This is a genomic window from Burkholderia sp. RS01, assembly GCF_039748055.1.
Lineage (GTDB): Bacteria > Actinomycetota > Actinomycetes > Actinomycetales > Micrococcaceae > Arthrobacter.
This window is the reverse complement of the sequence record NZ_JBDLAK010000041.1, coordinates 1-14,873: the sequence shown is the minus strand read 5'-3', so window position 1 is coordinate 14,873 and position 14,873 is coordinate 1. Positions and strand designations below refer to the sequence as shown.

Below are 14,873 nucleotides of genomic sequence, written 5' to 3'. Positions count from 1 at the left end.
ACAGCGCCGATGGTACTGCACCCGGGAGGGTGTGGGAGAGTAGGTCACCGCCGGACAACCATTACACGGTCGAGAGCCCCAACCACACGGTTGGGGCTCTCCCGCATTTAAACGTTTATCCAATTTTGGTGCTTAAACGTTTATCCAAACTCATGAGCCTTTTTCTTCCAGGAAGTTGGATATTCCTGGCGACGCATATGCTCTGGTCAGATGCCAGTCGCGATCATTGTTTGCGGGATTCCAAATATTTTGCCGCAGAACTTTGGTCTTTTTCCTTCTGCATATGGCTAAGGTGTACAGACGCATCGATGACGATGCGTACATCGGCTTTAGGAGTCCCCGATGAGCATCGAAACTGACTTCCCCAAAACCAGGAAGAGCACCGGCAGGAAGCCGCTCAAGCACCGGTTTCCGCGCGCCAGGTTGGTCTCTCTGGCTACAACTTTCCTACTCGTGTCCACAATTTCGATTATCGGAGGCCCCGCGGAAGCGGCTACCGTGACCATCTCCCCTTCTGCGGACGCAGTGGTGAAACGGGACACTCCGACCACCAACTACGGCACGGCTACCGGCCTGAAAGCCGACAATTCACCGGTCGAAATGGTGTTCCTGAAATTCACCGTAAGCGGCACGGGCAGTACCGTTACCGGGGCAAAGCTCCGGCTGTTCGTAGCCGACCCGTCCAACCTCGGTGGCCAGTTCCGGAGGGTCCTGAACAATTCGTGGGTTGAAAACACCATCAACTTCAACAATGCACCGGTAGCCGAAACCGCCGTGATCGCGTCGGTGGGCGCCGCAACGCAGAATACCTTCGTGGAAGTGGACGTCTTCAGCGTCATCAAGGGCGACGGGACCTACTCGTTCCGGATCAGCAACACGTCCTCTGACGGAGTGGTCTACAGCTCGAAGGAGACAGCAGATCCCACCCGCCGGCCCCAGCTGATACTGACCACTAACGCAACACCGCCCCCGCCTCCGCCGCCTCCACCCCCTCCGCCCCCTCCGCCGCCTCCGCCAGCCAATCCCTGCGGCCAGACGGCGACGCCGCCGGCGACCTACGACCATGTCATATGGGTTCTCTTCGAGAACAAGACCTACTCGCAGGTCATCGGGAGCCCGAATGCGCCGTACATGAGCCAGACTGCCCGGCAGTGCGCCTCGGTCTCCACCTGGAGCGACGCCGGCCAGGGGCTGCCGTCCCTCCCCAGTTATCTGGCCATGACCTCTGGCAGCACCCAGGGAGTCACCAGCGACTCGAATCCCGGCAACCTTCCGCCTATCACCAGCGACAACATCTTCAGGCAGGTCAGGACACGAGGCCTGACCTACAAGAGCTATCAGGAGGACATGTCCACCAACTGCCGGCTGAGTTCCTCCGGCCTGTATATGGTTCGGCACAACCCGGAAGTGTATTACCAGGGTCCGGGTGACAGGACGGCGTGCGCCACCAACAACATCTCGCTGGGCACGCCAACCTCTGGAAACCTTGCCCGCGATCTCGCCAACAACACCCTGCCGAATTTCTCCTTCATCACGCCGAACGTCTGCAACGACATGCACGACTGCAGCATCGCAACCGGTGACACGTGGCTTTCCGGATGGCTTCCCGTCATCCTTAACAGCCAGAGCTATCAGGCAGGGCGAACGGCAGTGTTCGTGCTCTTTGACGAGGACACGCCCGTTCCCAACTTCGTCGTGGCGCCCTCGGTCGTCCCCAACAGGGTGGTGCAGGGCTCGTTCAGCCATTACTCCCTGCTGCGGGCCACAGAGGAAATGCTGGGAATCAACGTCCTCCTCCTCAACGCGGGGCAGGCGCAAAGCCTTCGGCCGGCGTTGAACCTGTAGCCTCCTCGAATCACAACTCCGTAGCAAACAGCCGACATCCGGCCGAGGAACATATCCCGGCCGGATGTCGTTGTGAGAGCGGAGCCAGTTCAGCTTGGGTTCCGGTTGCCAGGCCATCTCCGACGTCACTCAAAGGACCCTCATGCCCCAGCGCACCATCGTCATCACCGGAGCCAGCGACGGCATCGGAGCAGCAGCCGCTCGGAACCTAGCGAAGGCAGGCGAGCGGATCGTCGTCGTCGGGCGTTCCCCGCAGAAAACCGCAGCGGTGGCCGCGGAACTGCGTGCCGACTACTTCGTCAGTGACTTCGCCGAGCTGGCGCAGGTGCGGGAGCTGGCCGCTGCGCTGAAGGAAAAGTACCCGCGGATTGATGTCCTGGTGAACAACGCCGGCGGCATCATGGGCGCGCACGAGCTCACCGTGGACGGCTACGAGAAGACGTTCCAGATCAACCACCTGGCTCCGTTCCTGCTGACCACCGAACTGATGGATGTGCTCACGGCCAGCCGCGCCACGGTCATCAATACCGCCAGCGCGGCGAACGGGTTCGGCAAGCTGGAACTGGATGACCTGAATTCGGCCGGGAGGTACTCGACCAACCGTGCCTACGGAACTGCCAAGCTGGCGAACATCCTGTTCACCACGGAGCTGCAGAACCGCTTCGGCGGTGCTGGAATTTCGACGGCGGCCTTCCACCCTGGCGTGGTGGCCACGAACTTCGCGGCCGAGTCCACCAGCTGGATGCGGCACGCCTACAAGACGATCATCAACCGCTTCCTGTTGACTCCGGAACAGGGCGCAGACACCCTCGTGTGGCTCGCGACCTCGACGCCGGGGCAGGACTGGGTACCCGGCGCCTACTACGCGAAGCGCGCCCTGGCCAAGGCCAACAAGCAGGCCTACGACGCCGATCTCGCACGTGAACTGTGGGACCGCAGCCAGGAGATGGTGACGGCCAGCGAGCCGGCGGAAAAGCCTGAGCTGGACAACGCCTGACAGCGAAGGCGGCGCCTCACCGCCTCAGCCGCAGGCCCTCCAGGGCGTCGATGGCGTCGGCCGAGCGCAGGATGGCCAGCTCCAGTCCGGACTCGGGTTCCGGATGGGAGAACAGGTAACCCTGCAGTGAATCGCACTGCAGGTCCGTCAGGTAGGCGGCTTGTTGGGCCGTCTCCACGCCTTCCGCCGTGACCCGCAGGCCCAGGCTGTGTGCCATGTTGATCATGGAGCTGAGGATGGGCAGTTTCTCCGCCCCTGTGCGGATCATCGAGACGAAGGACTGGTCGATCTTCACCGCGTCCACGGGCAGGTCCTGAAGCCGGCCCAGCGAAGAATAGCCCGTGCCGAAGTCGTCCAGGGCAACCCGCACCCCGGCGTTGCGCAGGCTTCCGAGCTGCCGGATCACGTGGGCGTCTGGGTCGAGGAACACGCTCTCGGTCACCTCCAGCACGAGCTGCCGCGGATCCATCCCGCAGGACGCGGCCAGGCACAGCACGGCGTCGGCGAAGTCGCGCTCCCCGAGCTGCACACTGGAGACGTTCACCGCGAGAGACCGGTCCAGCCGTCCGCCGAGCCATGCCCGCAGCTGCAGGAAACTTTCCCGCATCATGTGCATGCCGATCGTGGAGATCAGTCCGCTGCGCTCCGCCGTCGGAATGAACTGCGACGGCGGGACGCTCTCGCCGCCGCGGGCCCACCGCGCCAGCGCCTCGAACTGCGTCACTTCACCCAGCCGCGGCGAAACGACCGGCTGGAAATTGACGGTGATCCCGCCGTCGTCGACCGCGAGCCGCAGGCCCGCTTCCATGGCCGTCCGCTGCACCAGCGCGGTCATCATTTCGGGCTGGAAGCGCATGAACCGGTTCTTGCCGGCGGCCTTCGCCGCGTACATCGCCACGTCCGCCCGGCGCAGCAGTTCCGACGCCGCCACGGCATCCTCGCACATCGAAGAAAGCCCCAGGCTCAGGCTGGGCCGCAGCATGGATCCCTCGATCCGCACCGGAACGTTTAGCGACTGCACAATGTTTTCCGCCACGGCTTCGGCGTCGGTGGACCCGGTGAGGAGCACCACGAACTCATCGCCGCCCAGCCGGGCCACGGTGTCCTCCGACCGGACGCAGGCCCTCAGCCGCCGGGCCACCTCCACCAGCATCTGGTCGCCGGCGTGGTGGCCAAGGATGTCGTTGACCTCCTTGAAATCGTCCAAATCCAGGAGGAGGACGTCGACGGCGGCGCCGTCCTTGCCGTGCAGGGCTTCGGTCAGCTGGTCGTGGAACAGCTTCCGGTTGGCCAGCCCGGTCAGCGGGTCCTGGAACGCCATCGCCTTGAGCTGCGCGGCCTGCTCGGCGAGTTCCGCCATCGCCTGCCTCGCCTGTTCCTGGGCACGGCGCCGGGGAGTCACATCGCGGAAGCTCCAGACGCGGCCCACCACCGCGTTGCCTACCCGCTGCGGGCGTGAGTAGCGTTCAAAGGTGCGGCCGTCCAGGAAGTCCAGGACGTCGTGGCTTTCCGCCGTGGGGTGGGCGTACAGCTCGTTGACTTTGTCCACGAAGCCTGCTGGGTTGGAGAGCAGCCCGAGCACGTAGTCGATGACGGCCGCATCATCGCCGGTGGCCATGAGTTCGTCGGGGATGCCCCACATGGTGGTGAACTGCTCGTTGATGCCGGCGATCTTTCCGTCGATGCCCACCACCAGGATGCCGTCCGCAGTCGATTCCAGGGTGGCACTGAGCAGTGACATAGCCTCGCGGAGCCCGGCATCTGCCTCCTCCCGGTGGAACGTCGCGCGGACCGCTGCGACCACGGATGTGCTGTGGTCCGAACGCAGGAAAGAGCAGGCCACCTCGGCCGGGAACTCGGTCCCGTCGCTGCGCAGGCCGTGGGCTTCAAACGGTGTGAGGGCCGGGACGTCGTGGCCGGATTCCTGGCTTTGGCGAAGGCCGGCGAAGAGCTGCTCAAAGCCGCGCCGGTGCCCGTCGGCAAAGGCCATGCGGTGGTCCTTGCCCAGCAGTTGGTGTTGTTCGTACCCGAACAGCCGGTCCGCGGCGGCGTTGGCCTGGCTGATGATGCCAGCGCCGCTGATCACCAGCACGGCGTCCGGCAGCGCGTCGAAGAGCACGCCCTCGATGCCTGTTTCCAGCCGTTGCCCGGGGCGTAAAGGAACGGCCATTATGCAGCCACCACGTGAGACCAGGAAATATTCATTGAGCGTCCTCCCCTCTGGAAATCATAGAGGTTCGTTGCCTCCGGACTCGACCCTTGCGGGGTTTCGACGGGCTCAATCAGTGGTGGCCGGGGTTTCGGCAGGCTCGGTTAGCGGACGGTCCGGGTTTCGGCGGGCTCAGCCAGCGGAACGTCGGCATGCTGGTTCGTCCCGAGACCGCGGACCGTCCAGCCTTCCGCCCGCCATGCCGAAGCGTCCAGCACGTTCCGTGCGTCCAGCACCGCCCGCCGTCGCACAAGCTGTCCGACGGCGGCCGGCGACAGCTCGCGGTACTCATCCCATTCGGTGAGCAGCAACACCAGCTCGGCGCCTTCCAGGGCCCGCTTAGTAGAGGCCTCGAAACGCAGCTGCGGGTAGCGCATCCAGGCGTTGTTGATGGCCTTCGGATCCGTCACCGTCACGTGCGCGCCTGCCGCTGCGAGCCGGAGGGCGACGTCCAAGGCGGGGGAGTCGCGGGTGTCGTCCGTTGCCGGCTTAAACGCAGCACCCAGCACCGTCACTGTCCGGCCGGCCAGATGTCCGGCGCACAGCTCCCGGGCGATACCAACGGTGCGTGCCCGCTGGCCGAGATTGATCGCGTCCACCACGCCCATCCAGTCGTCCACGGACCGGACCTCGAGCGCCTGCGCCTGCGCCCGGAAGCTGCGGATGTCCTTGGGCAGGCAGCCGCCACCGAAGCCCAACCCGGCATGCAGGTACCGGTTGCCGATGCGCGGATCCATGCCCATCGCCTCACTCAACTCGGTGACGTCCGCGCCGGAGGCATCGCACAGTTCGGACATCGCGTTGATGAAGCTGACCTTCGTGGCCAGGTACGCGTTCGACGCCGACTTGATCAGCTCCGCGGTGGCGAAATTGCACACCAGCCGCGGAATGCCGGCGCACAGCAGCGGCTCATAGACGGCGTCGAGCACCGCCGTCACGCCTCGCGCCGCGCCGGTCCCGCGCTCGAAGGCGGCCTCCCTGCCGCCCCGCACGCCGTACACCAGCCGGTCCGGCACCAGCGTGTCCTTCACGGCAGTGCCCTGCCGCAGGAACTCCGGGTTCCAGCCCAGCAGCACGTCCGGACGGGTAGCCAGCATCCCGCCGAGCATGTCCACCGTGCCCACTGGCACCGTTGATTTGCCGACGACGGCGGACCCCTGGCCCAGGTGCGGAAGGAGACTTTCGGTGGCGGAGACCAGGTAGGTAAGGTCGGCGCCGTCGGACGTCTTGGACTGCGGCGTGCCCACGCACAGGAAATGGACCTGGGCGGATGCGGCATCCGCGAAGTCCGTGGAGAACGTGAGGCGGCCGGTCGCCCGGCCATCACGGAGCAGCTCATCCAGGCCCGGTTCGAAGAACGGTGCGAACCCGCGCGCCAGGTGGTCCACTTTGGCGGGATCGACGTCGATCCCCACCACCGTGTGGCCCATTGACGCGAGCGTGGCCGCGTGCACGGCGCCGAGGTAGCCGCAGCCGATCACGGAAATTTTCACAGGGGGACTCCTTCAGGGGCGCGGGCTCGGGTTTCGCGGGCGGCTCCGGTTTCGCTCACCGCAGGCACCCTAACCTCGCAAGCTCGGCCAGGGGACCCTGCCGGCGTGGGCCCCGGCTCAACCAACGGTCTCGCGGGGCCTTGATCTCGGCAGGCTCGATCAGCGGAAATCGAGACCGGGGTACCCGCGATCACGGACGTGTAGTGCCGGACCAGTTCCGCGCTCAGGGCCGGCCACGTCCGGCCCTGGACCGAAGCGTGGGCTGCAGCCGCGAACGCCCGGCGCTTGGCGTCGTCGCCCATCAGGTCCATGACGTGCCGGCGCAGGCCGGCCAGGTCGCCGGGCTCGTACAGCCACCCGGTGCGGGAATTTTCCACGAGGTCCAGCGGGCCGCCGCGGCCCGTGGCCACCACCGGAACGCCCGATGCCATGGCCTCTTGGATGGTCTGGCAGAAGGTCTCGAATTCGCCGGGATGGACGAAAAGGTCGAAGGAGGCCACGGCCCGGGCCAGCTCCTCGCCGCCGAGGAAACCGGCAAACACGGCGTCCGGCAGGGCCTCCTGAAGGGCCTCCCGCTGCGGCCCGTTCCCCACGATCACCAGCCGGGTGCCAGGAACATCGGCCAGCACGGCCAGGTCCTCCACCTGCTTCTCAATCGCGAGCCGGCCCACGTAGCCGATGATCCGCTCGCCGCCGGGCGCCATCGAAGCCCGCCAGCCGTCGTCGCGCTTTCCCGGCGCAAAACGCGCGGTGTCCACACCGCGCCGCCACATGTCCACCCGCGGAATCCCGCGGCCGCGCAGCTGGTTCAGCGCGAAGGTGGACGGCACCAGCGTCCGGGAGGCCAGCAGGTGGATGTTCTCCACCCGGTTCCAGGCCCAGTTCTCCAGGAACGGCACGCCATACCGGGCGGCGTAGCTGGGAACCTCGGTCTGGTAGATGGCCACGGTGGGGATGCCCAGCTGGTGCGCCGCCTGCGCCGCCCGCCAGCCGAGGACGAACGGTGATGCAAGGTGGACCACGTCCGGTGCGTAATCGGCAAGGATTCGCTTGACCCGGTACACACCGCCCAACGCCACCCGCACGTTCGTGTATCCGGCCAGCGGCACGGAGGGGAGCCGGTGCACAACGGCCCCGTGCACAACGTCGAGAACATCTGTGTCCGACGTCGACGGCGCAATCACCAGCACCTCATCGCCCCGTTCCTGCAGATGCTCCAGCACCCGCAGGATGGAGTGCGTAACCCCGTTCATCAGCGGCAGGAATGATTCGGCAACGATTGCGATCCTCACCCCTCCACGGTGTGCCCGGCGTCTGACACTGCGGGGGAGCAGGCGTTACCGGGAGGGGAAGGTTGGGTTAACACGAAGTCGGCGGGTTTCGGCAGGCTCAACCGGCGCGGCGGGTTCGGCGGGTTTCGGCAGGCTCAACCAGCGGTGTCGGGCCGGAGGATGTCCGGCAGCTCGTCCACGTAGACGGTCTGGGGCGGTTCGAAGTAGATCACCAGCACCTTTTCCCCGACCCGGAAGACACTGACCTTGTCGAACGGGTGGGCATGGAAGGCGCTGGTTCCGCCCCGGTACGGAAGCATGATCTCGCCGATGGTTCCTGGCCCGATCAAACCGGTGACCCTGCCGATCTTTCCGGTCAGGCTCCGGTCCACATTCCTATGCACCGGGAGTCTTCGGAGGCCGTTTGGCCGGATCCTGCCCGTTCTTGAGCGCGGACGATAGGCGGGGCAGGAAGGTGCCGGCCTGGGAGAGGATTCCGCCGACCATGCTGTTGAGGCCGTCGGCGCCGTTCAGGACCGTCAGCTGGTCCACATGGCCGAACGGTTCCGCGGCAGCTGCCACGATGGCCGGCATGTTCTCCGCCAGCTGCTGGGCGATGACGGCGTCCTGGTTGCTTTCGAGGGCCTCACCGCGGGCCTTGATGCCGTCGGCTTCTGCCAGGGCCTTGGCCTTGATCGCGGAGGCGGCAGCATCGCCGCGTGCCTTCGTCGCGGCGGCTTCAGCTTCACCTGTCACCCGCGTGGCGCCGGCGATGGCCGCGGCGGCAGTTGCGCTTGCCTGTGCCTCGACTTCCACCCGCCGGGCGTTGGCCTGGGCCTCGAGCTCGGTGCGCTTGGCCCGTGCTTCGGCGGCGCTGATATCGGCGGCCTTCTGCGCTTCAGCCTCGGTCCGCTGGGCGTACGCCTTGGCATCGGCGGGTTTGCGGATGGTGGTCTGGAGTTTCTGCTCCTCACGGTCGGCCTCAAGCTTGGCCACCTCAGTTTCCTGGACCACCACCTGCTGGCGCGCTGTTGCGTCTGCCAGCGGGCCGGCCTGTGCTGCGTTGGCGCGTGCCCGTTCGGCATTGGCCTGGGCCACGGACTGCTTGATGGCCGAGACGCTCTGCGCGTCGGCAATCTGCGCCGCCGCCTCGGCTTCCTTCTCGGCCGCTTCGCGGTTCCTGGTGGCCTCGGCGATGCGGGCTTCCATCTTGACCTGCGCGATGTGCGGCTTGGCGATGTTTTGAATGTAGCCGGTGGGATCCTGCAGGTCCTTGATTTGCAGTGAATCGACCACTAGGCCGAGCTTCTCCATCTCTACGCCGCTCGCGCCGCGGACCTGTGATGCCAGTTTGTCGCGCTCGCGGATAATTTCCTCGACCGTCATGCTGCCGATGATTGACCGCAGGTGGCCTTCAAAGACGTTGTAGACCTGGCTTTCCATTTTTGGCTGCTGGCCGAGGAACCTGCGTGCAGCATTGGCGATAAAGGCCGGGGCGTCGCCGATCTTGTAAATCACCACGCCGTCCACGATCACCTGGATGCCCTGGGACGTCACACAGGAGACTTTGAGTTCCGTTTCGTTCAGCGTCAGGGAGAGGGCCCGGACCGTCTGCAGCCCGGGGACCACCAGGGCGCCTTTGCCCGTGACGATTTTGAAGTCCATCCCGTCGGTGTTCTCCAGCGTGCCGCGCGTCAGCCCGGAAATAATGAGTGCTTCGTTTGGTTCAGCCACCTTCCACATCAGCTTCACGGCCAGCCAAATCGCCGCAATCCCGCCGAGCACCGCCGCGATGGTGGCGATGAGGGGGAGGAAGGCTGCCAGGTTCTCCATGGCCGGGTCCTTTCCGAGCAATCAAAATGGTCTAACGGGAGACCCCCAAAGACGGAAGCCAAATCCTGCTTGGTTGACTGCAGGAACAGCAACGCTGGTGAACCTCGAGCTGCGGGAATCCCAGCTGTAATAGACAGTTTGGGCAGGTCAGAGCGCAGAAGTCCAGCAATTCCGCCATCCGGAATCTGGGCACGTACCCGGCAGTAGCCACCTGGCGCTGGCACGAAAACGGCCGCCCTGCCCGGAGGCGAGGCGGCCGTCGTCGTCGTCAGAGACTTAGGTGTTCTGGACGCGGTCCTTGGCGTCCGTGGCGCTGTCCTTGACGTCGGAGACGGCCGCCTGGCCTTCTCCCTTGACGTGCTCGGCAGCGTCGGTGGTCGTGGCTTTGACGTTTTCCATGGCTTCCTGGGCGGGTTCCTTGAGGCCCTGGGCGACGTCCTTTGCGGCCTCGGTCAGTTGCGCGGTGACCGGTTCCGCGGCTGTCTTCAGGGCATCGGCAGCCTCCCGCTCCTTCTGGCTCGGCGGGATCAGCGACGACACGAGAAGCCCGGCGCCGAAGGCGATCAGCCCCGCCGCAAGGGGATTGCCCTGCGTTTTCACGGCTGCCTTGTGCGGCGCATCGCCGATGGCTGAGCCCGCGTCGCCAATGGTCGATCCGGCAGAACTAGTGGCCGAGTGGACGCCGCCTGAAGCGTGGTCCGCTGCTCCCATGACTTTCTCCTTCACTCCGAATACGGCGTCTTTGACCTTGTCGGTCTGCCTGTGGACGATGTTGGACGGTGTTACTTTGTCAGCAACCGCGTCCACGTTAGTGCCGAGGCGCGCGCGGGTGGCTTCAATGTCGGCGCGGATGGCGTCCGGGTTTTCACTCATCGGTGGTCTCCATTGGGTTTCAGGGTGGGCGGGATTTCCTGGACGGTCTCAACGGTCTGGGGCATGCCCTTGATCGCTTTGAGTTCCTTGCGGCCCATCGATGCCAGTACCGCCGCGATGATGCCCCAGAGCACTGCGACGACGACGGCGGACCAGCCAAGGCCCATCAGTTCGCCCAGTGCGTACCAGAGTGCGACGGACAGGAACAGGAGGACGAAGTGCCCGGCCACGCCGGCGCCGGCAAGCATGCCGCCGCCCTTGCCGGCCTTGGTTGCGGACTGCTTCGCTTCGGCCTTGGCGAGTTCCACTTCCTGGCGCATCAGGGTCGATATGTCCCGGGAAACCTCCCCGAGGAGATCGCCCAAGGAGGTGGAGTCCGCCTTGGCGTGTGCGGGTGTGGACGGAATTTCGCTGCTCACAGGTGGCGTCCTTCACCCTCGGCATTGGGGTCATCTGCATCGCGCAGCGGAACGCCGGGCGCGGTGGTACCCCGTGGCTCACCGTAAGCGGGTTCGCCGGGTGCGGTCTCGCCGAAGGCCGGTTCCGCGCTGGCGGGTTCGGCGTAGGCGGGCTGACCATACCCCGGGGCGCCCGGTGCCGGCTCACCGTAGGGCGGCTCGCCGTAGGCCGGTTCCACGCTGGCGGGTTCTCCATAAGCGGTGGCGGTGTAGGCAGGCTCGCTGAGTTCAGCATGGTCGTAGAACGGTTCTCCGGCGCCCGCGTCTCCGGCGCCCGCGCCGACGATGCCTTCGGCCACCGGAGGCTGGACCGGCTGAGGGGGCACAGTCGTGCCCGTCGCGGAACTGGCGTCCGGGGCTCCGGCCTGCAGGCTCCTGCCCAGCCGGCCTGCCAGGACGCCTGCCCCGGCCGCGATGAGCAGGAATGCGCCGGGGCGCTGGCGTGCAAAGGACTTGACCTCGTCCAGCAGTGATCCCGGGTCCCGGTTGTCCAGCCAGGAAGCGACCGCCTGTGAGCGCTCCGCAGCCTGGCGAACCAGGTCCGAGGCGACACCGGGCTGGTCCGAGGCGCTGGCCATGCTGTGCAGTTCGCCGGAGATGTTCCGGAGTCCGGCGGCGACCTTCTGCTGTTGCGTTCCTGCCTGGCTGGTGAGGTCAGATTTCGCCTGGTGCAGAAGGTCCCGGGCGTTCGTCTTCACTTCGGAGGCAACGTTAGCTGCCTCCGCCTTTGCCGTCCCCGCCACGTTCTGGGCGGCCCCTGCTGCTTGGTCGGCCACGTTCGCGGCTTCTTCTTTGGCCGTGTCGGTCTTCGAGGCTGACGCTGGGCTCCCGGAGAGGCCCGAGCCATATGCCGTTGAGTTCTGTGTAGCCGGGGGAACGGTGAGGCTACCGTCCTGCGGCCATTGGTTCTCTGTCATCTTCGCTCTCTTTCCGAAAAGGTCAGCTGCTGTTTCAGGAACCAGCATTGCTGGCATGCAATAGTAAGCATGATTACTATTAAATAGTAAGCACCCTTTGCAATCTCGGGAATAACCGAAGGAAGCTTGCCCCCGGGATGGTAAGCATGCTTATGGTGGAGCGGATCGATACCGACGGCGTTGACGGTACTTGCCGCCGGCATCGCGGAACTCCGGCGCTCAGGCAGTTCACGGGCGGTGACGCGTCCTGGCCAGCCACCTTGGTGCTTTCCAGCGTCGAGGGCCGGGCTCCCGACCGACTCGGACTTGAGAAAGAAGGATGACACCGATGGTCCCGAATGCTGACGCTGAGCCGTGGGGCCCTCATCAGTTGCTGTCCATGGCAGCCCGACTCATCCAGCGCCGCCAAGATCAGGCGCTTGCAGACCTGGGGCTCACACACGCGGCCGTCATTGCCCTTCAGGGGCTCACCGCGGGTCCGCTCAATCAGGAGAATCTGGCCGCCGAGATCAAAGTCCGCAGCCAGTCGCTCGGCAGGGTGCTCGCGCGGCTTGAAGGCGAGGGTCTGGTGACGCGCACGTCGAGTTCCCGCGACAGGCGCAGCAATGATGTGGCCATCACGGACGCAGGGCTTGGCGCCTTGGCGGCTGCCCGCGAGGTGGAGAAGGATGCCCTGCCGCCGAACTTGGCCGAGGGGGCTGTCTTGAGTCGCGAACTGGCGCGGGTGATCAGCTACTTTCCCGGTCCGCACCGGGCCCGTGCGACGGGCAGGGAGGAAGCGGCGACCGAGGCGCCAAGCGGAGCGGACCGCCCCACGGCGACGGAGAACCCTGGCGCTACGACGCCTCCGGGCGCAGCGCAACAGTCCGCCGACCGGGCGCCGGACGTAACGGATTTCACTGAGGACTCATAGACCCTGAGGCTTCAAAAGGCGCTGGGGCCTTGCGCGATGCCCGGGCTTCAAACGCCGTGGCCCTAAACAGGGCCTTTCCCTAAGTGCGGGCTGAGAGCCCAGGGCGCCCGGACGGCGGGTGGCCGGTACGTCTAGGGTGACGGATTTCAACGTCGTCCCCGCGCCGCCGCCTGGCAGCGCGGGCACAAACGTCGTCCGTGATTCTGCTGAGTGATCCCTTCCAGGACTTCTTCGGTTGACCGAGGCGACCTAAGACCTGGCAGGCAAGCTGCGCCGGCCCATCGGGTCCGGCCAGTTGCCGATGATTCCTGACATGGGATCGGGCCAGTTGCCGATGCCCGACCGGGCCTGGGCTGAGTGGCCGCGAACGGCTCCGGATGATTGCAGGGCAGGACGCGGGGCAGCGGGAAGTTGGGTGTGTGTAGACATGACATTTTCTCCTGACTGAACTTTTGAGCCGTACGCCGATGGCGCAGGTGGTCATTTCTGCCGTGATGAGGGCAGAGTTGACCTGTTCAGTCGGGAGAAGACCCCGGATCGAAGGCGGGGCTGGCAGGGACGGATTGGCTGGCGTCATGGGTCCGTGCGCCGGAACGGAGGTTCATGCCGCTCCAAGATCCGGCGACGTCGGCCGCCTGGACGCCGGAACCTTGTGCCGCTGAGGACGACGATCCGGACGGGCCCTCTGCAAGGGATGCGACCGGTTCCAGGGGCAGCGTGGCGCGGGGCAGGCCAAGGGGTGCCGACCGGATTGCTCCGGCTGCCTCAGGCCGGTGGGGAGTTGTCATCTGAAGCTGCGCCAGCGACGGGCCGGCCACATCGAATGTCGGCACTGCTGTGGCGCGAGCGGGTGTAGTGGCTTTCGATTCGTTGCCTGCGCCGAGGGACGGTGCGGCTTGCGCCTTATCCGCTGCGGCAGCTTCAGGGGCATCGACCCGCGGGGATGTCACTACCGGCGGCACGCCCGGCAGCGATTCCACCGGCGGTACGGAGGGAACAGCGCCCTCTACGACGCCAATGACCTCGTTCGCTTCCGCCAACACCGGGGCCGCCGGCTTGGTCACCGTTGATGCGACGGCGGCCGCCTCGCCGACTACCGTGTTGGCGGTGCCCGTCGCACTGCCCACTGTGGTGTTGGCGGCGCCCGTCGCACTGCCCACTGTGGTGTTGGCGGTGCCCACCACAGCGCTGGCCGTTCCGGTCACGGAGTCTGCGGTGCTCGCCACGGCGGAAATTGTGGTGGCGACGGGAGCCTTGAGGTTCGGGATCGCCGGGTCGGCAGGCGCAGCCCGCAACGGTTTTGCGGCAGGCGACGCAATGAGATCTGAAGCGGAACTGGCAGCAATCCCGGCCGGGCCCGCATCCAAAGTCGAGGCCTCCGCAGCGGCGGACCCCCATATCAGCCATGCCAAGGCAAGGATGGCGGGGGCCAAGAACGAGCGCACGGCAACAGAGCAAACGAGACGCACGCTGCTGCCGCCCATCCGATACACCCCCCAGAGGCAATGGGAAACCAGAATATGCCCGGCCAGCGGTTCCGTCTAGACAAAAAATATCCCAGCGCCAATTTGGCCGCTGATTTGTGGGCCGCTGACAGCGATCCGCCGGTTCCTCCGCCGTAAAATTAAAGCAAGAGGTGTTGGAGGAATGTCCGGTTCGATCGCCGTCGTCCTGCTGGTTCTGGCAGTGATTGCCGTTGTGGCCATTGCCGCCACGGTGAGGGAAGTCCTGCGCGAGGGACGCGGCCACATGCCCGCCGAGCCGTCGCAGCGCCCCTGGACGGCGGGCAATTTGCCGAGCCAGCCGTACTCCCTGATCCGCTTCTAGAACCCTGTTGAGGTGCCGCCTCCGCAGTTGGGGGTCTGAGGAGGTGGCGGTCATGGGTGCCGGCAGGCGCCAGCGAATCGGGGGAGATGCCGGCGGTGAAGCCGCAGCGCCTGGTTTTGCGGGACTGCTAGACGATATGAAGTGTGGCGGGCCGGTCCCTGATGTAGGACTGGAACCTCGGGTTCAAAGAGGTTCGTGGGTTGCCGGGCCACGGTCTGTTCCGCCACCAAGAGGCGG

13 protein-coding genes are annotated in these 14,873 nt (G+C 65.8%); 4 read left to right on the top strand and 9 right to left on the bottom strand.

Going from position 1 to position 14,873, the window contains the following annotated elements:
• Positions 1-342 precede the first annotated feature (342 nt).
• Together ABFP37_RS22205 and ABFP37_RS22200 are read left to right on the top strand one after the other, a co-directional pair.
• Positions 343-1,845: an alkaline phosphatase family protein gene (locus ABFP37_RS22205; protein WP_347034996.1), complete on the top strand. Its 1,503-nt coding sequence runs from the start codon at positions 343-345 to the stop codon at positions 1,843-1,845.
• Positions 1,846-1,987: 142 nt separating this feature from the next.
• Complete coding sequence (locus ABFP37_RS22200; protein WP_347034995.1) at positions 1,988-2,842, top strand: SDR family NAD(P)-dependent oxidoreductase; 855 nt, start codon at positions 1,988-1,990, stop codon at positions 2,840-2,842.
• A gap of 16 nt (positions 2,843-2,858) precedes the next feature.
• Here the strand turns inward: ABFP37_RS22200 and ABFP37_RS22195 are convergent, their stop codons facing one another.
• The 8 genes from ABFP37_RS22195 to ABFP37_RS22160 form a co-directional block, all read right to left on the bottom strand.
• Complete coding sequence (locus ABFP37_RS22195; protein ID WP_347034994.1) at positions 2,859-5,012, bottom strand: EAL domain-containing protein; 2,154 nt, start codon at positions 5,010-5,012, stop codon at positions 2,859-2,861.
• 143 nt (positions 5,013-5,155) lie between these two features.
• Positions 5,156-6,544: a UDP-glucose/GDP-mannose dehydrogenase family protein gene (locus tag ABFP37_RS22190; protein WP_078028480.1), complete on the bottom strand. Its 1,389-nt coding sequence runs from the start codon at positions 6,542-6,544 to the stop codon at positions 5,156-5,158.
• A complete protein-coding gene (locus ABFP37_RS22185) occupies positions 6,541-7,836 on the bottom strand; it encodes a glycosyltransferase family 1 protein (protein ID WP_347034993.1) in 1,296 nt (431 codons plus the stop codon). The genes ABFP37_RS22190 and ABFP37_RS22185 overlap by 4 nt, the downstream gene beginning before the upstream one ends.
• 134 nt (positions 7,837-7,970) lie before the next feature.
• Positions 7,971-8,207, bottom strand: a complete 237-nt coding sequence (locus ABFP37_RS22180; RefSeq protein ID WP_347034992.1) for a hypothetical protein — start codon at positions 8,205-8,207, stop codon at positions 7,971-7,973.
• Positions 8,208-8,211: 4 nt separating this feature from the next.
• Positions 8,212-9,648, bottom strand: coding sequence for a flotillin family protein (locus ABFP37_RS22175; protein WP_078028479.1), 1,437 nt, complete (start codon positions 9,646-9,648; stop codon positions 8,212-8,214).
• A gap of 276 nt (positions 9,649-9,924) precedes the next feature.
• On the bottom strand, positions 9,925-10,521 hold the full coding sequence (locus tag ABFP37_RS22170; protein WP_144275809.1) for a DUF3618 domain-containing protein: 597 nt from the start codon (positions 10,519-10,521) through the stop codon (positions 9,925-9,927).
• A complete protein-coding gene (locus tag ABFP37_RS22165) occupies positions 10,518-10,940 on the bottom strand; it encodes a phage holin family protein (protein WP_078028478.1) in 423 nt (140 codons plus the stop codon). The genes ABFP37_RS22170 and ABFP37_RS22165 overlap by 4 nt, the downstream gene beginning before the upstream one ends.
• Entirely contained in the window at positions 10,937-11,896 is a 960-nt protein-coding gene (locus tag ABFP37_RS22160) for a hypothetical protein (protein ID WP_347034991.1), read from the bottom strand. The genes ABFP37_RS22165 and ABFP37_RS22160 overlap by 4 nt, the downstream gene beginning before the upstream one ends.
• A 328-nt stretch (positions 11,897-12,224) precedes the next feature.
• On the opposite strand from ABFP37_RS22160, the gene ABFP37_RS22155 reads away from it, so the two are divergent.
• Complete coding sequence (locus ABFP37_RS22155) at positions 12,225-12,809, top strand: MarR family transcriptional regulator (RefSeq protein ID WP_078028476.1); 585 nt, start codon at positions 12,225-12,227, stop codon at positions 12,807-12,809.
• 515 nt (positions 12,810-13,324) lie between these two features.
• Here the strand turns inward: ABFP37_RS22155 and ABFP37_RS22150 are convergent.
• Positions 13,325-14,035, bottom strand: a complete 711-nt coding sequence (locus ABFP37_RS22150) for a hypothetical protein (protein WP_347034990.1) — start codon at positions 14,033-14,035, stop codon at positions 13,325-13,327.
• A 421-nt stretch (positions 14,036-14,456) separates the two neighbouring features.
• Between ABFP37_RS22150 and ABFP37_RS22145 the strand changes: the two genes are divergently transcribed.
• Complete coding sequence (locus ABFP37_RS22145) at positions 14,457-14,636, top strand: hypothetical protein (RefSeq protein WP_347034989.1); 180 nt, start codon at positions 14,457-14,459, stop codon at positions 14,634-14,636.
• Positions 14,637-14,873: the final 237 nt, after the last annotated feature.

Excerpts from the sequence above, each read along its gene's own strand:
- ABFP37_RS22205 (WP_347034996.1), top strand. The coding sequence starts at position 343 with ATGAGCATCGAAACTGACTTCCCCAAAACCAGGAAGAGCACCGGCAGG.
- ABFP37_RS22200 (WP_347034995.1), top strand. The coding sequence starts at position 1,988 with ATGCCCCAGCGCACCATCGTCATCACCGGAGCCAGCGACGGCATCGGA.
- ABFP37_RS22195 (WP_347034994.1), bottom strand. The coding sequence starts at position 5,012 with ATGGCCGTTCCTTTACGCCCCGGGCAACGGCTGGAAACAGGCATCGAG.
- ABFP37_RS22175 (WP_078028479.1), bottom strand. The coding sequence starts at position 9,648 with ATGGAGAACCTGGCAGCCTTCCTCCCCCTCATCGCCACCATCGCGGCG.
- ABFP37_RS22170 (WP_144275809.1), bottom strand. The coding sequence starts at position 10,521 with ATGAGTGAAAACCCGGACGCCATCCGCGCCGACATTGAAGCCACCCGC.
- ABFP37_RS22160 (WP_347034991.1), bottom strand. The coding sequence starts at position 11,896 with ATGACAGAGAACCAATGGCCGCAGGACGGTAGCCTCACCGTTCCCCCG.
- ABFP37_RS22155 (WP_078028476.1), top strand. The coding sequence starts at position 12,225 with ATGGTCCCGAATGCTGACGCTGAGCCGTGGGGCCCTCATCAGTTGCTG.
- ABFP37_RS22145 (WP_347034989.1), top strand. The coding sequence starts at position 14,457 with ATGTCCGGTTCGATCGCCGTCGTCCTGCTGGTTCTGGCAGTGATTGCC.